The 24,183-nt window shown below is 70.1% G+C and carries 18 protein-coding genes, 1 pseudogene and 1 riboswitch; of the genes and pseudogenes, 14 read left to right on the forward strand and 5 right to left on the reverse strand.

The annotated features are described in order from the left end of the window. The first annotated feature begins 870 nt into the window (after nucleotides 1-870). The 3 genes from MDN94_RS17080 (at nucleotide 871) to MDN94_RS17090 (ending at nucleotide 4,621) form a co-directional block, all read left to right on the forward strand. Nucleotides 871-1,737, forward strand: coding sequence for a FadR/GntR family transcriptional regulator (locus MDN94_RS17080; RefSeq protein WP_482727096.1), 867 nt, complete (start codon nucleotides 871-873; stop codon nucleotides 1,735-1,737). A gap of 339 nt (nucleotides 1,738-2,076) precedes the next feature. Next, complete coding sequence (locus MDN94_RS17085; RefSeq protein WP_482726616.1) at nucleotides 2,077-3,630, forward strand: RNA polymerase sigma factor; 1,554 nt, start codon at nucleotides 2,077-2,079, stop codon at nucleotides 3,628-3,630. Between the two features lie 160 nt (nucleotides 3,631-3,790). Next, complete coding sequence (locus tag MDN94_RS17090) at nucleotides 3,791-4,621, forward strand: serine protease (RefSeq protein WP_482726617.1); 831 nt, start codon at nucleotides 3,791-3,793, stop codon at nucleotides 4,619-4,621. A gap of 124 nt (nucleotides 4,622-4,745) precedes the next feature. Here the strand turns inward: MDN94_RS17090 and MDN94_RS17095 are convergent, their stop codons facing one another. Continuing rightward, nucleotides 4,746-4,976, reverse strand: coding sequence for a DUF7455 domain-containing protein (locus MDN94_RS17095; RefSeq protein WP_005311020.1), 231 nt, complete (start codon nucleotides 4,974-4,976; stop codon nucleotides 4,746-4,748). A gap of 432 nt (nucleotides 4,977-5,408) precedes the next feature. Here MDN94_RS17095 and MDN94_RS17100 point away from each other — a divergent pair, with 432 nt between their 5' ends. The 5 genes from MDN94_RS17100 to MDN94_RS17120 all read left to right on the forward strand — a co-directional run bounded on the left by MDN94_RS17100 (nucleotide 5,409) and on the right by MDN94_RS17120 (nucleotide 11,692). Further along, nucleotides 5,409-7,535 (forward strand): DNA gyrase/topoisomerase IV subunit B, encoded by a 2,127-nt coding sequence (locus MDN94_RS17100; protein ID WP_441266652.1) that lies wholly within the window; start codon nucleotides 5,409-5,411, stop codon nucleotides 7,533-7,535. A 118-nt stretch (nucleotides 7,536-7,653) separates the two neighbouring features. Next, entirely contained in the window at nucleotides 7,654-8,829 is a 1,176-nt protein-coding gene (locus tag MDN94_RS17105) for a sensor histidine kinase (RefSeq protein WP_482727097.1), read from the forward strand. Further along, nucleotides 8,826-9,500, forward strand: coding sequence for a response regulator (locus MDN94_RS17110; protein WP_482726618.1), 675 nt, complete (start codon nucleotides 8,826-8,828; stop codon nucleotides 9,498-9,500). Before MDN94_RS17105 ends, MDN94_RS17110 begins: the two co-directional genes overlap by 4 nt. Nucleotides 9,501-9,596: 96 nt before the next feature. Next, nucleotides 9,597-10,073, forward strand: coding sequence for a DUF485 domain-containing protein (locus MDN94_RS17115; protein ID WP_482726619.1), 477 nt, complete (start codon nucleotides 9,597-9,599; stop codon nucleotides 10,071-10,073). After that, complete coding sequence (locus tag MDN94_RS17120; protein WP_482726620.1) at nucleotides 10,070-11,692, forward strand: solute symporter family protein; 1,623 nt, start codon at nucleotides 10,070-10,072, stop codon at nucleotides 11,690-11,692. The genes MDN94_RS17115 and MDN94_RS17120 overlap by 4 nt, the downstream gene beginning before the upstream one ends. 45 nt (nucleotides 11,693-11,737) lie before the next feature. Here the strand turns inward: MDN94_RS17120 and MDN94_RS17125 are convergent, their stop codons facing one another. Both MDN94_RS17125 and MDN94_RS17130 read right to left on the reverse strand, forming a co-directional pair. Next, nucleotides 11,738-12,418, reverse strand: coding sequence for a DUF7342 family protein (locus MDN94_RS17125; RefSeq protein WP_482726621.1), 681 nt, complete (start codon nucleotides 12,416-12,418; stop codon nucleotides 11,738-11,740). Further along, nucleotides 12,415-14,142, reverse strand: a complete 1,728-nt coding sequence (locus MDN94_RS17130; RefSeq protein ID WP_482726622.1) for an ATP-binding protein — start codon at nucleotides 14,140-14,142, stop codon at nucleotides 12,415-12,417. The genes MDN94_RS17125 and MDN94_RS17130 overlap by 4 nt, the downstream gene beginning before the upstream one ends. Before the next feature lie 85 nt (nucleotides 14,143-14,227). Between MDN94_RS17130 and MDN94_RS17135 the strand changes: the two are divergent. Then, nucleotides 14,228-14,613 (forward strand): annotated as a pseudogene (locus MDN94_RS17135) (hypothetical protein); the annotation flags it as partial. 171 nt (nucleotides 14,614-14,784) lie between these two features. Further along, the gene (locus tag MDN94_RS17140) at nucleotides 14,785-15,906 is read left to right on the forward strand and encodes a CobW family GTP-binding protein (RefSeq protein WP_482726623.1); all 1,122 of its coding nucleotides are present in this window, start codon (nucleotides 14,785-14,787) and stop codon (nucleotides 15,904-15,906) included. Nucleotides 15,907-15,969: 63 nt separating this feature from the next. Here the strand turns inward: MDN94_RS17140 and MDN94_RS17145 are convergent, their stop codons facing one another. After that, nucleotides 15,970-18,420 (reverse strand): DNA gyrase/topoisomerase IV subunit A, encoded by a 2,451-nt coding sequence (locus MDN94_RS17145; RefSeq protein ID WP_482726624.1) that lies wholly within the window; start codon nucleotides 18,418-18,420, stop codon nucleotides 15,970-15,972. 214 nt (nucleotides 18,421-18,634) lie between these two features. Between MDN94_RS17145 and MDN94_RS17150 the strand changes: the two genes are divergently transcribed. From MDN94_RS17150 to MDN94_RS17165, 4 genes are all read left to right on the forward strand, one after another. After that, entirely contained in the window at nucleotides 18,635-19,990 is a 1,356-nt protein-coding gene (locus MDN94_RS17150) for a M16 family metallopeptidase (protein ID WP_482726625.1), read from the forward strand. Further along, nucleotides 19,987-21,375, forward strand: a complete 1,389-nt coding sequence (locus tag MDN94_RS17155; protein WP_482726626.1) for a M16 family metallopeptidase — start codon at nucleotides 19,987-19,989, stop codon at nucleotides 21,373-21,375. Before MDN94_RS17150 ends, MDN94_RS17155 begins: the two co-directional genes overlap by 4 nt. A gap of 225 nt (nucleotides 21,376-21,600) precedes the next feature. Beyond that, nucleotides 21,601-21,763: riboswitch (cyclic di-AMP (ydaO/yuaA leader) on the forward strand. Nucleotides 21,764-21,776: 13 nt separating this feature from the next. After that, a complete protein-coding gene (locus MDN94_RS17160) occupies nucleotides 21,777-22,571 on the forward strand; it encodes a M23 family metallopeptidase (RefSeq protein ID WP_482726627.1) in 795 nt (264 codons plus the stop codon). Between the two features lie 437 nt (nucleotides 22,572-23,008). Next, nucleotides 23,009-23,686, forward strand: coding sequence for a GntR family transcriptional regulator (locus MDN94_RS17165; protein WP_482726628.1), 678 nt, complete (start codon nucleotides 23,009-23,011; stop codon nucleotides 23,684-23,686). A gap of 188 nt (nucleotides 23,687-23,874) precedes the next feature. Here MDN94_RS17165 and MDN94_RS17170 read toward each other — a convergent pair whose 3' ends face one another. Beyond that, nucleotides 23,875-24,156 carry an HPr family phosphocarrier protein gene (locus tag MDN94_RS17170; RefSeq protein ID WP_005310999.1) on the reverse strand — a complete coding sequence of 94 codons (282 nt, stop codon included), beginning with the start codon at nucleotides 24,154-24,156 and terminating at the stop codon, nucleotides 23,875-23,877. Between the last annotated feature and the right edge of the window lie 27 nt (nucleotides 24,157-24,183).

Genomic DNA, 24,183 nt, shown 5'->3' on the forward strand with positions numbered 1-24,183 from the left:
TTGCCGCCTCGCTCGCCCTGTGCCTCATGCTCGCCCGGACCGGCGCGCCCACGGTGAAGCCGCACACCATCGCCGCCCGGCCCGGTTTCCTGCCGTTGCCTCCCGCGGCGTTCGGGGCCGGGCTGATCGGTGCGCTCGCCATCGGTGAGGAGTTCCGTTACCCGGCTCTCACGTCCGCGCGGGGCACGGTGCCCCGCCGGCTGGGACTGGTTCTGGCCAAGCTCTGTGTGACGGCGGCGTCCGCCGTCACGCTCGCGGCGGCTCGTGGCGGCCCTCGATGTGCACGCGCGCTCCGGCTGGTGTTCAGGCGGAATCGGTGGCGCTGCCGCCCGACTGGCCTGCGCCGGCGAATGGTTGGTGCGCCCTCTGGGGCGGATGCGCATGGTCGGGCCTGCTCGCCGCGGGGGGTCTTCGGAGTCGCCGCGGCCGGAGTCGCGGCGGTTCTGGCCGGGCCGGTCCTCGCGGCACCCCGCGCACACAAGGTGCTTGTCGTACCGGCAGTCCGTTCGATCGCCGACTGCCCGGCGGGCTCCGAAAGCGTGGCGGGGTCGAGCTTCCCAAGGCGGATCGCCGGCCGATCGCAGCGATGCGGTTGCCGCCGCAACCCGTGGGCGTCGCGCCGATGTTGCCGCTGGTGGCCTGATCTGCACGTATGTGTTCACCGGCCTTCACCGGAGGGCCTTTTGGTGATCAACCGCGACCGGCTGTCCGTGAACCGCCCACAACGCCCTGAGGAATGCCCGTTTATTCCCGATAAGGCGTCAATTGCAGGGTGAGCGCCGATCACCCTTTCGTGTGCTTTTCACCAAAGACCTCAAGGGGCTCGGAAGCTGAGCCGACAAAGGATGCGTGAGTACCCTTGCGCACACCATGATGCCCCCCGCCCGCCCCGCCGAGACCGGTCTGGCCGGTCCGGGGGAACTCGACCGTTACGGCTACGGGGAGTCGCCCGCGGCAGATCGCGTCGCTCCTACCGCCTGGGAAGCGGCCGACACCGAATTGGGCCGGGTGGGCCGCCGTACGGCAGGCAGCCGCGGTCGCGGCCTGCACGGCCAACTCGTCCAGCAGCTCGGCCAGATGATCGTCTCGGGCGATCTCGGGGCCGACCGTCCGCTCGTCCCCGAGGAGATCGGCCAGCGCTTCGAGGTCTCCCGCACGGTCGTGCGGGAGTCTCTCCGTGTCCTCGAGGCGAAGGGGCTGGTCAGCGCCCGCCCCAATGTCGGCACCCGGGTCCGGCCCGTCAGCGACTGGAACCTTCTCGACCCCGACATCATCGAGTGGCGCGCCTTCGGCCCGCAGCGCGACGACCAGCGCCGTGAGCTGAGCGAGCTGCGTTGGACGATCGAGCCACTGGCGGCCCGACTCGCCGCCGGTCACGGCCGTGAGGACGTCCAGCAGCGTCTCGGTGACATGGTCGAGATCATGGGCCACGCCCTGGCCCAGGGTGACGGCCTCACCTTTTCGCGTGCCGACGCCGAATTCCACTCCCTGCTCATCCAGCTCGCGGGCAACCGCATGCTCGAGCACCTGTCGGGCATCGTCTCGGCCGCGCTCCAGGTGTCCGGCGGCCCGGTCGCGGGCTGTGACCGCCCGACCGAGGCGTCCCTGTCGCACCACGCCCACATCGCGGAAGCTCTCGCCTCCGGTGACGCCCACGCCGCCGAGTCCGCCATGCGCCGGCTTCTCACCGTTCACCCGGAAGGGGAGCGAGTGGTCCCCGCGCCGCGTGAGCACTGACCTCGGCGGCGGTCGGTGAGTGCGACGGTGTTCGGGCTGCATGTCGCCGGATTCCCAGGGGGGTCCGGCGACTCGCACTGCACCGATCGCACCACTTCGACCGTAAAGCGGCATTTGGGGTGTGACTCGGACCACGTGGATTGGGCGTAACACTCCTCGAGACAGCGCGATGACCTAAGAGGTGACAGCCGAGGAGGGAATACAGCCGCCGTACACGGCGCTGTGACAGCTCCTGGGTGTTGCCCGCGCCACCGGCACATCCGCAGCCCGGTGGTCGTCGGCTCCGGCCCGATCATGGGTGGGGCCGGAAGCCGTTTCCATCGTTCCGAGAGGTTGTTCGTGTCGGCCAGCACATCCCGTACGCTCCCGCCGGAGATCGCCGAGTCCGAGTCTGTGATGGCGCTCATCGAGCGGGGAAAGGCTGATGGGCAGATCGCCGGCGATGACGTGCGTCGTGCCTTCGAAGCTGACCAGATTCCGCCAACCCAGTGGAAGAATGTTCTGCGCAGCCTCAATCAGATCCTCGAGGAAGAGGGTGTGACGCTGATGGTCAGTGCAGCGGAGTCGCCCAAGCGCGCCCGCAAGAGCGTCGCAGCGAAGAGCCCGGCAAAGCGCACCGCCACCAAGACCGTCGCCGCCAAGACCACCACGGCGAAGACCGTTGCGGCCACCGCGGCTCCGACCGCCGAGACCGTCGAGGTCCCGGCTGACGAGTCCTCGGAGACCACGCCCGCGAAGAAGGCGGCCGCCAAGAAGGCCACGGTCAAGAAGACGGTGGCGAAGAAGACCACCGCCAAGAAGACGGCGGCGAAGAAGACCACCGCCAAGAAGGACAGCGACGACGCCGAGGGCGAGGAGCTGCTCGACGAGGCCCAGCCCGCGGGCAAGGGCGACGAGGAAGAGCCCGAGGGTGAGAGCAAGGGCTTCGTCCTCTCCGACGACGACGAGGACGACGCGCCCGCGCAGCAGGTCGCGGTCGCCGGTGCCACCGCCGACCCGGTCAAGGACTACCTGAAGCAGATCGGCAAGGTCCCCCTGCTGAACGCCGAGCAGGAGGTCGAGCTCGCCAAGCGCATCGAGGCCGGTCTCTTCGCCGAGGACAAGCTGGCGAACTCGGACAAGCTGGCCCCGAAGCTCAAGCGCGAGCTCGAGATCATCGCCGAGGACGGCCGTCGCGCCAAGAACCACCTGCTGGAGGCCAACCTCCGGCTGGTCGTCTCGCTGGCCAAGCGCTACACGGGCCGCGGCATGCTCTTCCTGGACCTGATCCAGGAGGGCAACCTCGGTCTGATCCGCGCGGTCGAGAAGTTCGACTACACCAAGGGCTACAAGTTCTCCACGTACGCCACCTGGTGGATCCGTCAGGCGATCACCCGCGCCATGGCCGACCAGGCCCGCACCATCCGTATCCCGGTGCACATGGTCGAGGTCATCAACAAGCTCGCGCGCGTCCAGCGCCAGATGCTTCAGGACCTGGGCCGTGAGCCCACTCCGGAGGAGCTGGCCAAGGAGCTCGACATGACCCCCGAGAAGGTCATCGAGGTCCAGAAGTACGGCCGTGAGCCGATCTCGCTGCACACCCCGCTCGGTGAGGACGGCGACAGCGAGTTCGGCGACCTGATCGAGGACTCCGAAGCGGTCGTCCCGGCCGACGCGGTCAGCTTCACCCTCCTGCAGGAGCAGCTCCACTCGGTGCTCGACACCCTGTCCGAGCGTGAGGCGGGCGTGGTGTCCATGCGCTTCGGTCTCACCGACGGCCAGCCGAAGACCCTGGACGAGATCGGCAAGGTCTACGGCGTGACGCGAGAGCGCATCCGGCAGATCGAGTCCAAGACGATGTCCAAGCTGCGTCACCCGTCGCGTTCGCAGGTCCTGCGCGACTACCTCGACTAGGCCGCACCTGATCGAGGCGCCGGACATGCGCGCCGAACGGCTTCGAAGGGCCCGGATCCCCATGGGGGAGCCGGGCCCTTCGGCGTGGCGCGAGGGTGCGCGAGGCGGCCGGTTGGACGACTCTGGGTGGGATCGGATTCACGCAGAGTCAGGAGACCGTATGCGTCGCCCCACTGCCCGAAGCATCGCCGGATTGCCGGCTCTGATCGCAGCAGCGGTCGTGACAACACCGGCGATGTCCTTCCCTGCCGCCGCCGACAGCGTCGTCGTCGGCGGATACGAGGTTCGTGCCGACGAGAGTCCATGGGTGGTCGCGCTGGCCAGCCGTGACCGGTTCGGCCCAGCGCGGAGCGGACAGTTCTGCGGAGGTGTGGTCGTGGCGCCCACCAAGGTGATGACAGCAGCTCACTGTCTGAGCAACGCCGTCCTCGGAAAGGAGGCCGCGTCCGTGCGCGATCTACTGGTGATCGCGGGACGCTCGGAGCTGGCCGGCGACGGCGGCCGGGAGGTGCCGGTACGGGGAACGTGGGTCACGCCCGCGTACGACCCGGTGACGAACAGTGCAGACATGGCGCTGCTGACCCTCTCGGAGGCCCTGCCCAAGAGTCATGTGCTGCCGGTGGCGGCGGCGGGGGACCCGGCGTACGAGGTGGGCACGGCCGCGACCGTGTACGGATGGGGTGACACACAGGGCAATGGCAGTTACGCGTCGTCGCTGCGGGCGGCACGGGTCTCCGTCCTGCCGGACGAGACGTGCGCGAAGGCCTACCCCGGCGGGCAGGGCAGCAGGTACAGAAGCTCCACGATGCTGTGCGCGGGGGACCCGAAGGGCGGGCACGACGCCTGCCAGGGGGACAGCGGAGGGCCGCTGATCGCCGGAGGCAAGCTCATCGGCCTGGTCTCCTGGGGCAGCGGCTGCGGGCGCCCTGATGGTCCGGGCGTCTATACGCGGGTCTCTGCGGTGGTGCCGAGCACGATGGGCGCCGACTGATCGGTCCGGCCGCGGCACCCGGAAAAAAGTCACGGAACGAGAGCGGGCGGCTTCCCCCAGTGGCCGGGGGAGCCGCCCATCGGCCGGTCCTGGACCGGCCCTTGGCTCGTCGGGATGTGAGGTGTCAGTGATCCTCTTCGCCGGTGTCTGCCGGCACAGCCGTCAGGCGGTCCGTCTCATCCTGTATTTCCGCGGCGATCTTCTTGAGTTCCGGCTCGAACTTGCGCCCGTGGTGGGCGCAGAAGAGCAGTTCACCACCGCTGATCAGTACGACGCGCAGATAAGCCTGGGCGCCGCAGCGGTCGCAGCGGTCAGCGGCCGTCAGCGGGCTCGCGGGGGTCAGAACAGTAGTCACGTCGCCTCTTCTCTAGCTCGACGAGCTGTCGTACCAGGGTCAACATCCAACCAGGCCGAAAACGTTCCCGCTCGTGGCTTTTCCTCGAAACTTTTTCCCGAGGTGGCTGTCTGCTGCCGGTTGGCGGCGAATGAGCCGTATTGCTTCGCTCTACGGATTTCGCATTGCTTGTCTCGTTTGGCCCTCCCGGCCGGGTGCCGGTTGTTGATGAGGACGTGCCCGGAGCCTAAATGGTTCATGCCCCGTTGGGAACGTGATGTGCACGTCACTCCATCGAGCTATCGAACACCCATGCGAAGCTGCACTAGCATGAGAAATCGGGTGGGTGGCGTTACATCGGCTCTACCAGGCCTCGGTACGCTCTCACCGGCGACCGACGCCGGGCCCGTACCCCCCTTGGCCACATTTGAAATTCAGCGAGGAGCGAACCGCGTGACCGCCGAATCGTCCGTGCCGTCCACAGCACTGCTGACAGCAGACCGTGACGGCTCCAACTACACCGCGCGGCACCTGCTCGTCCTGGAGGGGCTCGAGGCGGTTCGCAAACGACCTGGCATGTACATCGGCTCGACCGACAGCCGCGGCCTCCTGCACTGCCTCTGGGAGATCATCGACAACTCCGTCGACGAGGCCCTCGGCGGCCACTGCGACCACATCGAGGTGATCCTCCACGAGGACGGCTCCGTCGAGGTTCGGGACAACGGCCGCGGCATCCCCGTGGACGTGGAGCCCAAGACCGGGCTCTCCGGGGTCGAGGTCGTGATGACCAAGCTGCACGCCGGCGGCAAGTTCGGCGGCGGCTCCTACGCGGCCTCCGGCGGTCTCCACGGTGTAGGCGCCTCGGTGGTGAACGCCCTCTCCGCCCGCCTCGACGTCGAGGTCGACCGCGGTGGCGCGACCCACATGATCAGCTTCCGGCGCGGCGTGCCCGGCATCTTCACCGAGTCCGGCCCCGACGCTCCCTTCGACCCGGCGAACGGCCTGCGCAAGGGCAAGCGCGTCCCGAAGGCCAGGACCGGCACCCGCGTCCGGTACTGGGCGGACCGCCAGATCTTCCTCAAGGACGCCAAGCTCTCCCTGGAGACGCTCCACCAGCGCGCCCGTCAGACCGCCTTCCTCGTGCCCGGCCTGACCATCGTCGTCCATGACGAGCGCGGCCTGAGCGACGCCGGCGGCGAGGGCAAGAGCGTGGAGACCTTCCGCTTCGACGGGGGGATCAGCGAGTTCTGCGAGTACCTGGCCCAGGACAAGCCGGTCTGCGACGTGCTGAGGCTCACCGGCCAGGGCACGTTCAAGGAGACCGTCCCCGTGCTCGACGAGCGCGGCCACATGACGCCGACGGAGGTCACCCGCGAGCTCGGCGTGGACATCGCCCTGCGCTGGGGCACCGGGTACGACACCACGCTCAAGTCCTTCGTCAACATCATCGCCACCCCCAAGGGCGGCACCCATGTGACCGGCTTCGAACGTTCCGTGACCAAGACGATGAACGAGGTGCTGCGCTCCGCCAAGATGCTGCGCGTCGCCGAGGACGACATCGTGAAGGACGACGCGCTGGAGGGGCTCACCGCCGTCGTCACCGTCCGCCTCGCGGAGCCGCAGTTCGAGGGCCAGACCAAGGAGGTCCTCGGTACCTCCGCGGCCAACAGGATCGTCGCCAACGTGGTGGCCAAGGAGCTCAAGGCGTTCCTGACGTCCACCAAGCGGGACGCCAAGGCACAGGCCCGCGCGGTGCTGGAGAAGGCCGTGGCGGCCGCCCGTACGCGTATCGCGGCCCGCCAGCACAAGGAGGCGCAGCGCAGGAAGACCGCCCTGGAGTCCTCGTCCCTGCCCGCCAAGCTCGCCGACTGCCGCAGTGACGACGTCGAGCGCAGCGAGCTCTTCATCGTCGAGGGCGACTCGGCGCTCGGCACCGCCAAGCTGGCGCGCAACAGCGAGTTCCAGGCACTCCTGCCGATCCGCGGCAAGATCCTCAACGTCCAGAAGTCGTCGGTCTCCGACATGCTGAAGAACGCCGAGTGCGGGGCGATCATCCAGGTCATAGGGGCCGGCTCGGGCCGGACGTTCGACATCGACGCCGCCCGCTACGGCAAGATCGTCCTGTTGGTCGATGCCGACGTCGACGGCGCGCACATCCGCTGTCTGCTGCTGACGCTCTTCCAGCGCTACATGCGGCCCATGGTGGAGGCCGGCCGGGTGTTCGCCGCCGTGCCGCCGCTGCACCGGATCGAGCTGATCCAGCCCAAGAAGGGCCAGGACAAGTACGTCTACACGTACTCCGACAACGAGCTGCGGCAGACGCTGCTGGAGTTCCAGCGCAAGGGTGTCCGGTTCAAGGACTCCATCCAGCGCTACAAGGGCCTTGGTGAGATGGACGCCGACCAGCTGGCGGAGACGACCATGGATCCGCGTCACCGGACCCTGCGCCGCATCAACATCGGGGACCTGGAGTCCTCGGAGCAGATCTTCGACCTGCTCATGGGCAACGAGGTCGCTCCGCGCAAGGAGTTCATCACCAGCTCGGCGGCCACGCTGGACCGCTCGCGCATCGACGCCTGACCGGTACGACCGGTCGTGCACCCAGGGGTGGAGCCGAGGACTCCACCCCTGGTCCGATCCCCCCGGGCTCCCCGCTCCCTAGCATCGGGTGCGACGGAGGAGGACACACGTGCCCGGCGTGCCCAGGAGCAAATGGACCGAGTGGCCCACCCGCGAGGCCCTGTCCGGCATAGGTGTCCCGAGGGCCCGGCACGCGCTCGACGTCGCGCTGCTCGCCGCCCTGTCGTCGTGGGCGGTGTACAGCGCGTACACCTCCGAGGTCTTCCACGGCTGGGGAGCGGTGCTTCCGCCGCTGGGTCTCCTGGGCTGTGCGGTGTCCGCCGCGCGCTACCACCACACCACTGTCGAGAACCGGCTGCCCGCCTCGCTGGGGCTGCTCGGCATCATCGCGGTCACCGGCCTCGGTGCGCACGCCGCCGGGGCGGACGTGCCGGCCATGGTGCTGTGGGTCTCGGTCGCCCTCATGGCGATCGAGCGGCTGCCGGTGGCCCCGGTCGTCGCGATCGTCACGCTTCCGGTGGCCGGATTCCTGCTGACCGCGCAGAGCACACTGGGAGCACTGCTCACCACCGCCGCCGTCGTGCTCGGCGGGTGCGCCCTGCGTCTCGACGCCCAGGCCCGTGGCGCGGGATTCCGGCTGCTCGCGCAGGAGCGGGCGGCCCGTGAGGCCGAGGCGGTCTCCGCCGCTCTCGCCGAGCGGGCCAGGATCGCCCGTGAGATCCACGATGTGCTGGCGCACAGCCTGTCGGCGCAGCTGGTGCATCTGGAAGCGGCCCGCCTGCAGATCGAGCGGGGCCCTGAAGGGCCCTTCCGCGACCGGATCCTGGAGCGGGTCGTCGCCGCGCGCGGCATGGCCCGCGAGGGACTGGCGGAGACCCGACAGGCGCTGTCGGCGCTGCGTGGTGAGATGGCTCCCGTGGAGGAGTACCTCCGGGAGCTGGCGGCAAGCGGTCCGGTGTCCGTCGAAGTCACCGGGTTGCGGCGGCGGTTGTCCGCGGACGCCTCGCAGGCGGTGCGCAGGGTGGCGCAGGAGGCGATGACCAATGTCCGCAAGCACGCGCCGGGAGCGGTGGTCAGGATCCTGTTCGCCTACCTGGACGCCGAAGTGGTCCTGGAAGTGAGGGACTCGGGAAGGCCGGCGCCGGACGGGCCGCCGGTGTCCGGCGAACTCGGAGGATCCGGCGCCGGATACGGTCTGCTCGGTATGCGCGAGCGTGCGGAGTTGCTCGGCGGCACGCTCGAGGCGGGTCCGGAGGGGGAGGGGTTCGTGGTGCGGCTTCGGGTGCCGGTATGACCGGGGAGATCGCGCGGGTCGTGGTCGCCGACGACCAGGCCGTGGTGCGCGAGGGCATCGTGATGCTGCTGGGACTGCTGCCCGGCATCGAGGTCGTCGGTTCGGCCAGGGACGGAGAGGAGGCGCTCGCGCTCGTCGCCCAACTGTCGCCCGACGTCGTCCTGATGGACCTGAGGATGCCACGGGTCGACGGCGTGGAGGCCACCCGCCGCATCCGCGGTGAGTACCCCGCCACCCAGGTCGTCGTGCTGACCACCTACGCGGACGACGACTCGCTCTTCCCCGCTCTGCGGGCCGGCGCACGGGGATACCTCACCAAGGACGCCGACGGGGACGAGATCGTGCGGGCGATCCAGGACGTCGTCGCCGGCCGGGCCGGGCTTTCCCCGGTGGTCCAGCGGCGTCTGCTCGAGCAGGTCATGGCGGAGCCGCCGCCGGCCGGTCCCCGGCTGCCCGACGGGCTGACCGCCCGCGAGGGCGAGGTGCTGGCCCTGATCGCCGAGGGCCTGGGGAACGCGGACATCGCCGCGACGCTGGGCATCTCCACCGCCACGGTCAAGACCCACATCAACAACCTGTTCGCGAAGGCCGGCCTGCACGACCGGGCACAGGCGGTCCGGTACGCCTATCGGGAGGGTCTCGCGAAGCCTCCTGGGACAAACGTCACCTGATGGGGTGAAGACCCCCGGAGAAGAGTCCGGGATCTTCCCACTCTGTCCATCCTTGGGCAGGCGGCCGAAACGGTTCGTCGGCAAGGAGAGGTGAGCGTGGAGAAGCAGGAAGGCCCGGACGCCGCACAAGTGCGGCTCGAGGACCCGTGGTACGACGCGCTGGCCTCGGGCTGGAGCGACCGGGACAGCACCGGAGCCCCTGCCCCCGGCGCGCCGCTCACCGGGGGAGACCTGACGGCCGGACGCAGCGCCGCCGACATCTATCTGGAAGTACAGCGCAGCGAGGCCTTCCAGGAAGTGCGCGCCCGCTACCGGCGGTTCGTCGTGCCCGCGTCCGCCGCCTTCCTCCTGTGGTACCTGGCGTACGTCGTCGCGGCCACGACCGCGCCGGGGCTGATGGCGAGGCCGGTGGCCGGGGCGATCAATGTGGCGATGGTCGCGGGACTCGCGCAGTTCCTGACCACCTTCCTGCTGACCTGGGCGTACACCCGCCACGCCCGACTGCGGAGGGACCGGGCCGCGCTCGATCTGCGGTGGGACACGCAGGAGATGACGAGAGGGGCCGGACGTTGAACGGGGACCATCAGGCGCTCGCCCTGCTGCTGTTCAGCGCGTTCATCGCGGTCACCCTCGGCATCACCACCTGGGTGAGCCGCAACAGGCACGGTTCCCCGGAGGAGTTCTACGCGGGCGGACGGCTGTTCTCCCCGATGGAGAACGGCTTCGCCATCGCCGGTGACTACATGTCGGCCGCCTCCTTCCTCGGCATCTCAGGGCTCATCGCGCTCTACGGCTACGACGGGATGCTCTACTCCGTGGGCTTCCTGGTCGCCTGGCTCGTCGTGCTCCTGCTCGTCGCCGAGCTGGTCCGCAACTGCGGCCGGTTCACCCTCGCCGACGTCGTTGCCGCCAGGATGAAGGAACGGCCGGTGCGCATCGCGGCCGGCACCTCCTCGGTCGCCGTCTCCGTCCTGTACCTGGTGGCGCAGATGGTGGGAGCCGGGAGCCTGGTCGCGCTGCTCCTGGGCGGCACGAGCGAGTCCGCCCGGTCGTGGACCGTCATCGGCGTGGGAGCGCTGATGGTGATCTACGTGTCCATGGGAGGCATGCGGGCCACCACCTGGATCCAGATCGTGAAGGCCGTGCTGCTCATGGCGGGCGCGATCGCGATGACCGTGCTGGTGATGATGCGATTCCACGGCGACTTCAACCAGTTGCTCGACTCCGCCGCCGCACGCAGCGGCCACGGCAAGGACTTCCTCGCGCCGGGCCTCAGGTACGGCGGGGACTGGACCGCACGCCTGGACTTCATCAGCCTCGGTCTGGCGCTCGTGCTGGGCACGGCGGGGCTGCCGCACATCCTGTCCCGCTTCTACACCGTGCCGACCGCGCGGGCCGCTCGCCGCTCGGTCGTCTGGTCCATCGGTCTCATCGGCAGCTTCTACCTGATGACGATCGTGCTCGGTTTCGGAGCGGCCGCCGTGGTCGGCACCGACGAGGTCCGGGCGTCCAACGCCGCGGGCAACACGGCCGTGCCGCTGCTCGCCCTCGACCTCGGCGGCGGGGCAGGGTCCACCGGGGGTGCCGTCCTGTTCGCGGTCGTGGCCGCCGTGGCCTTCGCGACCATCCTGGCCGTCGTCGCGGGGATCACGCTGGCCTCCTCGGCCTCCGTCGCGCACGACCTGTACGCGACGCTGCGGCGCCGGCGCGCGGCCAGGCCGGCGGGCGCGGAGGAGTGCGCCCGCCGGTACAGCGAGGTCGCCGTCGCCCGGATCGCCGCCGTCTGCATCGGCGCCGTCGCGATCGGGCTCGGGCTGCTGGCCCGCGACCTGAACGTCGCGTTCCTCGTCGGCCTGGCCTTTGCCGTGGCCGCCTCCGCCAACCTGCCTGTCCTGCTCTACTCGCTGTTCTGGCGGAACTTCACCACGCGCGGCGCCGTCTGGGCCGTCTACGGCGGGCTGGTGCCCGCGGTGCTGCTCGTGCTGGTGTCGCCGGTCGTCTCCGGCAGTGAGCGGTCGCTCTTCCCGGGTGTGGACTTCCACGTCTTCCCGCTGGAGAACCCGGGGCTCGTCTCCATCCCGCTGGGCTTCCTGGCCGGCTGGATCGGCACGATCGTCTCCTCCGAACCGCCGGACGCGGCGAAGCACGCCGAGACCGAGGTACGGGCGCTGACGGGAGCGGGCGCCGTCTGACGCCGCGGCGCTGGCCGTGAGGTCCGAAACGGAGTCCGGGTGGCGTCAGGTGCTCGCCACCCACACGTAACGGTGCTCCGGGCGGCCGGTCTCGCCGTACCTGAGCGTGAGCCGCACCCTGCCCGCCCGCTCGAGGAGCTTCAGATAGCGCTGGGCGGTCTGCCGGCTCACGCCCGCGCGTTCCGCGATCTCCTGGGCCGACAACGGGCCGTCGGCGGCCAGCAGCACCCGGCGGACCAGCTCGGCCGTGGTGGGGGAGTGCCCCTTCGGGAGTTCCGGCGCGATCGCCCCGGCCGACAGCGTGCCGAAGATCCGGTCGACGTCGGCCTGTTCCGCCTCCCCACCGCCGTCCAGGGCGCGCCGCAGTGTCGCGTACGCCTCGAGCTTGGCGCGCAGCCCGGCGAAGTTGAAGGGCTTGACCAGGTACTGGAGGGCGCCGTGGCGCATCGCCGCCTGGACGGTCGCCACGTTCCGGGCGGCAGTCACCATGATCACGTCCGTCTGATGGCCGAGCGCGCGGAGCTCCCGGACGACCGACAGACCGTTCTCGTCGGGCAGATAGTGATCGAGCAGGATCAGATCGACGGGCGCCTTGGCGATCCTCGCGAGCGCCTCCGTGGCCGAATGGGCCTCAGCGACGACCCGGAAGCCGGGCACCTTGGCGACATAGGCAGCGTTGATGCGGGCGACCCGGACGTCGTCGTCCACGACCAGTACGTCGATCATCGCGCCTGCCGGAGGTTTCGTGCGACGCCCGCCCCACCCGGTATGCCGATCTCGCCGGGATCCGGTGCGTCGAGCGGTCGGGAAATCGGTGGGAGGTCCTCGTCCGGACCGGTCTCGGCCAGGGCGTCGGGCAGTACCACGACGAATTCGGCGCCCTTGGAGGCCGATTCGCGGACCGTGGCGCTACCGCCCTGCCGCTCGGCGAACCTGCGGACAAGCGGCAGCCCGAGGCCTCGCTTGCCGTGGGCCGGCAGTTCCTTGGTGGTCCACCCCTCGGTGAAGATCAGCTCGCGGTGCTCGGCCGGGACACCGGGACCGCTGTCGGCGACCCGGAGGATCACCGTGCTGCCGACGGTGTGCAGCTCGACCTCGATCCGCGGGTCCGGTGTGCCCGCTGCCGCGTCCAGCGCGTTGTCGACCAGGTTGCCCACCATCGTGACCAGCCCGCGCGGGTCCACCAGCCGGTCGGGCAGCAGGGTGGCGGGCGCGATCCGCAGCGACACCCCGCGCTCCGCAGCGACCGTCGCCTTGCCGACGAGCAGCGCGGCGAGCAGCGGATCGTGGATCTTCTCCGTCACCTGCTCCGCGGTGGCCCGGTGCACCCCGACCACTTCGGTGACGAACTCCACCGCCTCCTCGTGCATCTCCAGCTCCAGCAGGCCGAGAAGGGTGTGCAGGCGGTTGGCATGCTCGTGGTCCTGCGCGCGCAGCGCGTCGATCAGCCCGCGGGTGGAGTCGAGCTCACGGCCCAGCTGCTCGAGTTCCGTGCGGTCGCGGAGGGTGACGACGGCGCCGCCGTCGTCGGTCGGCATCCGGTTGGCGACGAGGACCCTGCTGCCGCGTACCGTCAGCAGGTCGTCACCGCTCACCCGGCCCGCCAGGACGTCACTGGCGCGTCCCTCGCCCAGCACCTCGTCCAGCGGCCGTCCCGTGGCCTCCGGCCCCACCCCGAGCAGCCGCTGCGCCTCGTCGTTCAGCAGCCGCACACGCCCGGCCGCGTCCAGGGCTACGACGCCTTCCCTGATGCTGTGCAGCATCGCCTCGCGCTCGGCGAGCAAGGCGGAGATGTCGGAGAAGGCGAGGTCATGGGTCTGCCGCTGGAGTCTGCGGGAGATCAGGTACGCGGCGAGCGCCCCCACGGCCAGTGCGCCGCCGGCGTAGGCGAGCAGGCCGGGGATCGCCGCCAGCAGCCGGGCCCGCACGCTGTCGTACTCGATGCCGACGGACACCGCGCCGACGATCCGGCCTTCCTCGTCGCGCAGCGGCACCTTGCCGCGGGCGGACCGCCCGAGGGTGCCGCTGTCGATCTCCATCACGTCCCGCCCGGCCAGCGCCTCGCTCGGGTCGGTGGAGACGATCCGGCCGATCTGGGCGGGGGAGGTGTGGGACCAGCGCACGCCGCGCCCGTCCATGACCACGATGTACTCGGCTCCGGTGGCCTGCCTGATCCGTTCGGCCTCGGCCTGGACCGGGCCGTCGGCGGTCGGCCGGGAACCGGTCACATCCTCGGCGAGCTCGGGTGACGCGGTGGTTTCCGCGATGGCGAGCGCGCGGCGCATGGCCTGATCGTCGAGCTGGGCGCTGAGCGGGGCGAGGAAAAGGCCTGTGGCCAGAGCGATGACCCCGGTGACGATCGTCAGCTGCATCAGCAGGACCTGTGAGAAGACCCGCTGCGGCCAGCCGAACCGCCGTCGCCGGGCGGGGGCGGTCGGAACGGGACTCATGCCTAGGAACGGTAAGCGCAGCTGTCCGCTTTCCGAAATTGCGTTCCGCACGCAAAGCGCTTGCGCTCCTTGCGGCCGTCTTTCATTCGGCGGCTACGACACCTTCCGCAACATCCGACATCGCCGACAGCCTGGTCTACCCCGGCATCACCATCAGTTCCCTGGACTTCGGCTGTCCGATGAACGGTTTCGGCACCGGACCGACGACGGTCGAGAACGTCTCCGTCGTGCGGGCCGGCGGCCACTTCGGGGGGCGCACAAGAGCGGTGACGCGTTCGACGCCAAGTCCGGCTTCGCTCTCTGGGCGAACGAGATGCCCGAGAACGGACAGGTCCGGCGGTCGGCGAGGTCACCTTCACGGACTGAGGCTCAGTGGCAACGCCCAGGACATCAGGAACAGCCACCTCCACGTTCAAGATCAACGTCAGTCCGCAGGAAGGGCCGGGCGGACTGCGGTGGTCCCGACGCTGAAGCCGGGTGCAGTGGGATGCCCCAGCGAGCTCCGTCGCCAGCCTGCGACTCAGGCGCAACCAACTGCGCACTCCGGCCCCGTGTCGCCGGCCGATACCGGCGCTCGCAGGCCCCGTGCCCTCGGCCCATATCCTGAGGGCCCGAAGCGCAGCGGAGCCCGGAGGTGCAGTCTTGAGCACGTCGCAGATCCCCGTCATCGTCCTCGCCGGCTTTCTGGGATCCGGTAAGACGACCTTGCTCAACCACCTGCTGCGGACCAGCCGCGGCACCCGGATCGGCGCGATCGTCAACGACTTCGGATCGATCGAGATCGACGCGATGACAGTGGCCGGACAGCTCGGCGATTCCACCGTCTCCCTCGGCAACGGCTGCCTGTGCTGCGCCGTCGACGCGAGCGAACTCGATGTCTTCCTCGACAAGCTCACGCGCCCGGCCGTCGGCCTCGATGTGATCGTCATCGAGGCGAGCGGGCTTGCGGAACCGCAGGAGCTTGTCCGGATGTTGCTGGCCAGCGAGAACGAAAGGATCGTGTACGGCGGTCTCGTCGAGGTCGTCGACGCGGCCGAGTTCGAGCAGACCCGTGCACGGCACCCGGAGATCGACCGGCACCTCGGGGTCGCCGACCTGGTCGTCCTGAACAAGGCCGACCGGGCCGGTGAGGCGGCCCTGCGGGTGCTGTGTGAGCGGATCACCGCTCTCGCCGGCCGGGCGGCGGTGATCCCGGCGTCGTACGGGCGCGTCGACGCCGAGCTGTTCTTCGAACCGCGCCCGCCGTCGGAACGTGTGGGCCAGCTCTCCTTCGACGACGTCCACGAACCCGACACACACGACCGCAACGGCACCGGGCACGGCCGCCATCTGCACGCCGCCTACGAAAGCGCCTCGTTCACCTCGGACGACCCGCTCCACCCACGCCGGCTGCTGGAGTTCCTCGACTCACGGCCGGAGGGCCTCTACCGCATCAAGGGCTTCGTCGACTTCGGCGCCCTCGATCCCCGTAACCGCTACGCCGTCCACTCCGTCGGCAGGTTCCTGCGCTTCTACCCCGAGCCCTGGCCGCCGCAGGACGGCGGGCGGCAGACCCGGCTCGTCCTCATCGGCTCCGGCATCGACGCCTCCGCCCTGCTGGCGGAACTGGATGCCGCCCGCGTCACCGGCGTGCAGGAGGCCCCGGAGGAACACAGCCTGTGGGGAATCCTGCGATACGTACGCGACGGGTCCACCGAGGAACTGTCCGACACCCGGTCCGACTTCTCCTCCGACGACCTCTTGGTGAGCGACCGTCCGGACTGACCCTCGACGGATCGGCCCGGACGGTCCCTTGTTCCGATGTCCGAAGACGTGGCAGCCGGGGTCCTAGCTCGCCGGCCCCGCCAGCACCGCCACCGGCGACGCGAGGGCTGTCCCCGAGCCGTCGCGCCGCGGGTCGATCTCCGGCAGCTCGGCGGGCTCGCCGTTCTTCTGCGCCGCCCGGGCCGGCGCCGCGCCCGCCCAGGCCAGGAGCAGCACGTCCTCGCCCTTCAGGAAACGCTGGCAGCGCACGCCGCCCGTGGCCCGCCCCTTCCGGGGGTACTGGTCGAACGGTGTCAGCTTCGCCGTCGCGATCGAGTCGTCCAGCGTCCCGTGCGAACCCGCGACGGTGAACACCACCGCATCGCCCGCCAGATCCACTGCCGTGAACGAGATGACCTCGGCGCCCTCGGCGAGTTTGATGCCGGTCATGCCGCCCGCCGGGCGGCCCTGCGGCCGCACCTGGGAGGCCGGATAGCGCAGCAGCTGCGCGTCGGAGGTGATGAAGACCAGGTCCTCCTCGCCGGTGTGGAGCTCGGCGCCGCCGACGATCCGGTCGCCCTCCTTGAGGGTGATGACCTCCAGCTCCTCCTTGTTGGCGGGATAGTCCGGCACCACACGTTTGACCACACCCTGGAGCGTGCCGAGCGCGAGGCCCGGCGACGACTCGTCGAGCGTGGTCAGGCAGACGAGGGTCTCGTCGGCCTCCAGTGAGAGGAACTCCGCGACCGGAGCGCCCCCGGCGAGGTTCGGCGTGGTGGCCGTGTCCGGCAGCTGCGGCAGGTCGATCACCGACAGACGCAGCAGTCGCCCGGCCGAGGTCACCGCGCCCACCTCGCCGCGCTGCGTCGTGAGCACAGCGGAAACGATCAGGTCGTGCTTGGAGCGCCGGCTGCGGCTGTCGACCAGCGGCTCCCCGGTGGCCGTGCGGGCGAGCAGGCCGGTGGAGGAGAGCAGTACCCGGCACGGGTCGTCCGCCACCTGCAGCGAGGCCGCCGGCGCGGGCGTCCCCGCGGACTCCAGCAGCACCGTGCGCCGCGGAGTGCCGAACTTCTTCGCCACGGCGGCCAGTTCGGAGGAGACCAGCTTGCGCAGCTCGGCGTCCGACTCGAGGATGCCGGTCAGCTCGTCGATCTCACCGTTCAGCCGGTCGCGCTCGCTCTCGAGCTCGATCCGGTCGAACTTGGTGAGCCGGCGCAGCGGAGTGTCGAGGATGTACTGCGTCTGGATCTCGCTCAGCGAGAAGTGCTCGATCAACCGCTCCTTGGCCTGGGCCGAGTTCTCGCTGGAGCGGATGAGCCGGATGACCTCGTCGATGTCGAGGAGGGCGACGAGCAGGCCCTCCACCAGGTGCAGCCGGTCCCGGCGCTTGGTCCGCCGGAACTCGCTGCGCCGGCGGACGACGTCGAAGCGGTGGTCGAGGTAGACCTCGAGCAGTTCCTTCAGTCCGAGGGTGAGCGGCTGGCCGTCGACCAGGGCCACGTTGTTGATGCCGAAGGACTCCTCCATCGGCGTCAGCTTGTAGAGCTGCTCCAGGACGGCCTCGGGGATGAAGCCGTTCTTGATCTCGATGACGAGGCGCAGGCCGTGCTGCCGGTCGGTGAGGTCCTTGACGTCGGCGATGCCCTGGAGCTTCTTCGACCCGACGAGGTCCTTGATCTTCGCGATGACCTTCTCCGGGCCGACCGCGAAAGGCAGTTCCGTGACGACCAGGCCCTTGCGGCGGGCGGTGACGTTCTCCACAGAAACCGTGGCACGGATCTTGAACGTGCCGCGCCCGGACTCGTACGCGTCCTTGATGCCGGTCAGGCCGACGATGCGGCCGCCGGTCGGCAGGTCGGGGCCCGGGACGTGGCGCATCAGCGTCTCGAGGTCCGCGCCCGGGTGTCTGATGAGGTGGCGTGCCGCCGCGATGACCTCGCCCAGGTTGTGCGGGGGCATGTTGGTGGCCATGCCGACCGCGATGCCGGACGCGCCGTTCACCAGGAGGTTCGGGTAGGCGGCGGGCAGGGCGACAGGCTCGCGTTCCTGGCCGTCGTAGTTGGACTGGAAGTCGACCGTGTCCTCGTCGATCGACTCGGTCATCAGGCTGGTGGCGTCGGCCATCCGGCACTCGGTGTACCGCATGGCGGCCGGCGGGTCGTCGTTGCCCAGCGAGCCGAAGTTGCCGTGGCCGTCGACCAGAGGGAGGCGCATCGAGAACGGCTGCGCCATGCGCACGAGGGCGTCGTAGATCGACGCGTCGCCGTGCGGGTGCAGTTTGCCCATGACTTCGCCGACGACTCGCGCGCACTTCACATAGCCGCGGTCGGGGCGCAGGCCCATCTCGTTCATCTGGTAGACGATGCGGCGGTGCACCGGCTTCATGCCGTCGCGTGCGTCCGGAAGGGCCCGGGAGTAGATCACCGAGTACGCGTACTCGAGGAAGGAGCCCTGCATTTCGTCCACCACGTCGATGTCGAGGATGCGCTCCTCGAAGTCGTCCGGCGGTGGGGTCTTCGTGCTGCGGCGGGCCATCGCGGCTGCTGCTCCTTCACGTACCAGGTGGGCATCTGACGCCGACCATTGTGGACCGTCCCGCTGACAACACCGACCGCGACCCTTCTTCGAGCCCGCCCCGCGGGTGGAACGGCGCAGATCGCGGCACGGGAACTTCGCCAGGTGTCAGCGCGCTTGCATACAGTGGCAGGTCCGGCAGCACCTCTGAGTTTTCGCGATCGAAGGGACGTACATGCCCATGGGTCACACGGCCACAGCGCCGACCGGTTCCGGCGGCCTGACAGCGACCGAGCACCGCCTGGCCAACGGCCTGCGCGTGGTGCTCTCCGAGGACCACCTGACCCCGGTCGCCGCGGTCTGCCTCTGGTACGACGTCGGTTCCCGCCACGAAGTCAACGGCCGTACGGGACTCGCCCACCTCTTCGAGCACTTGATGTTCCAGGGTTCGGCACAGGTGAAGGGGAACGGTCACTTCGAACTCGTCCAGGGGGCCGGCGGCTCGCTGAACGGCACCACCAGCTTCGAGCGGACCAACTACTTCGAGACCATGCCGACGCACCAGCTGGAGCTCGCGCTCTGGCTCGAGGCCGACCGCATGGGCTCGCTGCTGACGGCCCTCGACGACGAGTCGATGGAGAACCAGCGCGACGTCGTCAAGAACGAACGACGCCAGCGGTACGACAACGTGCCCTACGGCACGGCCTTCGAGAGGCTGACCGCCCTCGCCTACCCGGAGGGCCACCCCTACCACCACACCCCGATCGGTTCGATGGCCGACCTGGACGCGGCGACCCTCGAGGACGCGCGCGCCTTCTTCCGCACCTACTACGCGCCCAACAACGCCGTGCTGTCGGTCGTCGGGGACATCGATCCGCAGCAGACGCTCGCCTGGATCGAGAAGTACTTCGGGTCCATCCCCTCCCACAGCGGCAAGCAGCCGCCGCGGGAGGGCACCCTCCCGGAGAACATCGGCGCGCAGTTGCGCGAGGAGATCGTCGAGGAGGTCCCCGCCCGCGCCCTGATGGCCGCGTACCGCCTCCCGCACGACGGCACCCGCGAGTGCGACGCCGCCGACCTGGCGCTGACCGTCCTCGGCGGCGGCGAGTCGTCCCGCCTGCACAACCGCCTGGTGCGCCGCGACCGGACAGCCGTCGCGGCCGGGTTCGGCCTGCTGCGCCTCGCGGGCGCACCGTCGATGGGCTGGCTGGACGTGAAGACGTCCGGCGGTGTCGAGGTGCCACAGATCGAGGCGGCCGTCGACGAGGAGCTGGCCCGGTTCGCGGCCGAGGGCCCGACGCCGGGGGAGATGGAGCGCGCCCAGGCTCAGCTGGAGCGCGAGTGGCTGGACCGTCTCGGCACGGTCGCGGGCCGCGCCGACGAACTCTGCCGCTACGCGGTGTTGTTCGGCGACCCGCAGCTGGCGCTCACCGCCGTCCAGCGGGTGCTCGACGTCACCGCGGAGGAGGTGCAGGCGGTCGCCAAGGCCAGGCTGCACCCGGAGAACAGGGCGGTGCTGGTCTACGAACCGGTCGCCGAAGAAGAGACCGAAGCGGCCGACGGAAACGAGCAGGAGGGGACGGACCAGTGAGCGACGCTGCCGTGACCATGGACTTCCACCCGCAGCCGACCCCGGGCACCGCCCGGCCCTGGGCCTTCCCGGCCCCCGACCGCGGCACGCTGGACAACGGACTGACGGTGCTGCGCTGCCACCGTCCCGGCCAGCAGGTCGTGGCCGTCGAGATCTCGCTCGACGCTCCGCTGGACGCCGAGCCGGAGGGTCTCGACGGCGTCGCCACGATCATGGCGCGCGCCCTGTCGGAGGGCACGGACAAGCACTCCGCGGAGAAGTTCGCAGCGGAACTGGAGCGTTGCGGCGCCACCCTGGACGCACACGCCGACCACCCCGGCGTCCGGGTCTCCCTCGAGGTACCGGTCTCCCGGCTGCACAAGGCGCTCGGGCTGCTCTCCGAGGCACTGATCGCCCCCGCCTTCGAGGCCGGCGAGGTCGAGCGGCTGGTCCGCAACCGCCTCGACGAGATCCCGCACGAGACGGCGAACCCGGGCCGCCGGGCCGCCAAGCAGCTCTCCAAGGAGCTCTTCCCGGCCGAGCTGCGCGTCTCCCGGCCGCGCCAGGGGACGGAGGAGACGGTCGCGCGGATCGACGCGGCCGCCGTGCGCGCCTTCTACGAGGCGCATGTACGGCCCGCCACCGCCACCGCGGTGATCGTCGGCGACCTCACCGGTATCGACCTGGACGCCGTCCTCGGCGACACGCTCGGGGCGTGGACGGGCGACAAGGCGGACCCGCGCCCGGTGCCCGCGATCACCGCTGACGACACCGGCCGTGTGGTCATCGTCGACCGCCCTGGTGCGGTGCAGACGCAGCTCCTCATCGGCCGCGTCGGTGGCGATCGCCATGACCGTGTCTGGCCCGCGCAGGTGCTCGGCACGTACTGCCTCGGCGGCACGCTGACCTCCCGCCTCGACCGGGTGCTGCGCGAGGAGAAGGGGTACACCTACGGTGTGCGCGCCTTCGGCCAGGTGCTGCGCTCCGCTCCGGACGGCTCCGGCGCCTCGATGCTCGCCATCAGCGGCTCCGTGGACACGCCCAACACCGGTCCGGCGCTCGGTGACCTGTGGAAGGTGCTCCGCACGCTCGCAGCCGAGGGGCTCACGGACGCCGAGCGGGACGTCGCCGTGCAGAACCTGGTGGGCGTCGCCCCGCTGAAGTACGAGACGGCGGCGTCCGTGGCGGCCACCTTGGCCGACCAGGTCGAGCAGCACCTCCCGGACGACTACCAGGCACAGATGTACGTGCGTCTGGCGGAGACGGGCACGGTGGAGGCGACCGCGGCGGTCGTCAACGCCTTCCCGGTCGACCGGCTGGTGACGGTGCTCGTCGGCGACGCGTCGCAGATCGAGGAGCCGGTGAAGGCCCTCGGCATCGGTGAAGTGAGGGTTGTCACGGGCTGATCGGACGCCGCCCGGCGGGACGACTCAAAACGCGCATCGCGTGAAAACGGAACCCCGGCTTCGAATCGTTTGCCGGGGTTCCGTTCTATGTCCGATTTGCAGGACTGAATGCCTGTCTGCCCTGTGGTATGCGCTACAAAACGGGCTGTCTGTTTGGTGATTGACGAACGGGTTGCCTAGCGTCGGTCCGGCTGTCCGCCTGGAGATCGTCGCGCCCGCGGCATCGGGCAGCCATCGCCGAGTCCCCGTCAGGCGCGAGCCTGGGGAGCCGGGGACCCACGTAGTCCCTGGGGTGAATCGGCCCTCCTTCGCCCGTGCGGAGGGGGCCGTAGGAGACCTTCCTGCTCCGAACCCGTCAGCTAACCCGGTAGGCGAGAAGGAAGGAAAGGACCAGCCTCTTCATGGCGTTCACCCGTGCCACCGGGAAGCATCGTGCCCCGAGCCGCCTGACGCGCAGGAGCGCGAACCTGGCCGGCGTCGCCGCCCTCGCCACCACCGGCGTCATCGGAACCCTCGCCTCCCCGGCGCTCGCCGCCGACACCGAGGCCCCCTCCGTCGAGGACACCGGCCTCACCCAGATCGTCTCCATGGGGTCGCTCGCCGACGAGATAGCCGACCAGGCCGCCGCCCAGGAGAGAGAGGCCCAGGAGGCCGCCGCCAAGGCCAGGGCGCAGGCGAAGGCCGAGGCCGAGGCGAAGGCGGAAGCCAGGCGCAAGGCCGAGGCGCGCGCCAAGGAGGCCCGCGAGGCCAAGGAGCGCGCCGCCCGCGAGGCCGAGCGCAAGCGGCTGAACTCCTTCCGGCTCCCGATCGCCGGTTCGCACGTGACCACCGGGTACCGGACCGGCGGCGCCCTCTGGTCCTCCGGCAGCCACTCCGGCGTCGACTTCCGCGCCGCCTCCGGCAGTTCCGTCGTGTCCGTCGGCTCCGGCACCGTCGTCGAGGCGGGCTGGGGCGGCGCGTACGGCAACAACGTCGTGATCCGGATGAACGACGGCACGTACACCCAGTACGGCCACCTGTCGTCCATCAGCGTCTCCGTCGGTCAGCAGGTCACCCCCGGCCAGCAGATCGGACTGTCCGGCTCGACCGGCAACTCGACCGGGCCGCACCTGCACTTCGAGGCCAGGACCACCGCCGAGTACGGCTCCGACATCGACCCGGTCGCCTACCTGCGCTCGCGCGGCGTCAACGTCTGACCCTCGGCCGCACCCGGGACCGCGCCCACCGTTCCCGCGCCCGCGCCGGTTTCGGGCCCATGTCCGTCGCCCTCGTCCCCGCCGCGCCTGGGCCTGCGCCACACTCATGGCGCCGTCCCGGCGGCCGCGGGCCGAGTTCGGCGCGCGACCTTGCCGTCACGGATCTGCCGGCCGAGATGCGGCCGCGGATCTGAGGCTGGTCGAGCCGCGCCGCGCCCACCGTCCGGCGCCCCGCGCTTCGTCTTCGAAGGCCCCCGGCTTGGCCGGGGGCCTTCTGCGCATTCCGCGGCGTTTCGGCCATTGAGTGATTGCCGTCTCCGTCAAGAGACTTCCATGGTTTTCACCCTGGCGTCGGAAAAACGCGTTCATTGCAATAGAGTCACGGGAACACGCGTCAATCGGCTGCGTTTCGCTCGGATCAATGCGGAGGTTCGGTCATGCGTATTCCCGCGCACTCGGTATGCACGGCGATCCGCGACGACATCGTCTCCGGGGTCCACGAGCGCGGCAGCCGGCTCACGGAGGAACACCTGGCACGCCGCTATGGCGTCTCCCGCGTCCCGGTCCGCGAGGCGCTGCGCACCCTGGAGTCGGAGGGCTTCGTCGTGACCCGCCGGCACGCCGGCGCCTGTGTGGCGGAGCCGACGGAGCAGGAGGCCGCCGACCTCCTGGAGATCCGTATGCTTCTGGAGCCGCTGGGCGCTGCGCGCGCCGCGCAACGCCGCACGGAAGCGCATCTGCGGGTGCTGCGCGGCCTGGTGAGACTCGGTCAGGAGCGGGCGCGCCGGGGACAGGGCGAGGACTTGCGCTCGCTCGGCTCCTGGTTCCACGAGACGCTCGCGCAGTCCTGCGACAGTCCCGGGTTGACCTCGCTGCTGACCCAGTTGCGGCACAAGATCGCCTGGATGTACTCGGTGGAGCAGCCTCTCGCCCCGGTCGAGTCGTGGGCCGAGCACGGCGCGATCGTCGACGCCGTGGCGCGCGGTGACGCGGAGCGGGCGCGCGCGTTGACGGCCGCGCACGCCGAGCGTGCCGCCACGGCGCACCGGCTGCGCCGCACCGTGCGGGTGAGGACTTCGCAACATGCCGTAAACACCACGAGCGGCCGGAATTAACAGAGGGCGTATACAAAAGAAGGCGTGATGGGGTCGGCCTTTTCCCTGTTTTACTTTTCCGTCCGACCTCCGAAGGCGAAATGCCGAACGCGGTCCTGAAATGCAGAACCGCGGTGCTCCGGATCCGGAACACCGCGGTTTTTCTGTGAATGGCGGCGGGCGTCAGGCCGGTCGGGCCCGGACCGTCCTCAGACCGTCTCGGGAAGCTCGTCGAGACCCTCTGCCACCAGTTTGGCCAGGCGGTCGAGGGCCGCCTCCGCGCCGTCCGCGTCGGAAGCGAGGACGATCTCCTCGCCACCCTGGGCGCCCAGGCCGAGCACGGCGAGCATCGAGGCCGCGTTGACCGGATTGCCGTCGGCCTTGGCGATCGTCACAGGGACGCCGGCAGCCGTCGCGGCACGGACGAAGATGGACGCGGGGCGGGCGTGAAGGCCCTCGGCCCAGCCGACATTGACGCGGCGCTCAGCCATGGTGTTGCCCTTCAAGTCTTAGCGGGT

This window comes from Streptomyces sp. WAC00040, assembly GCF_056835925.1.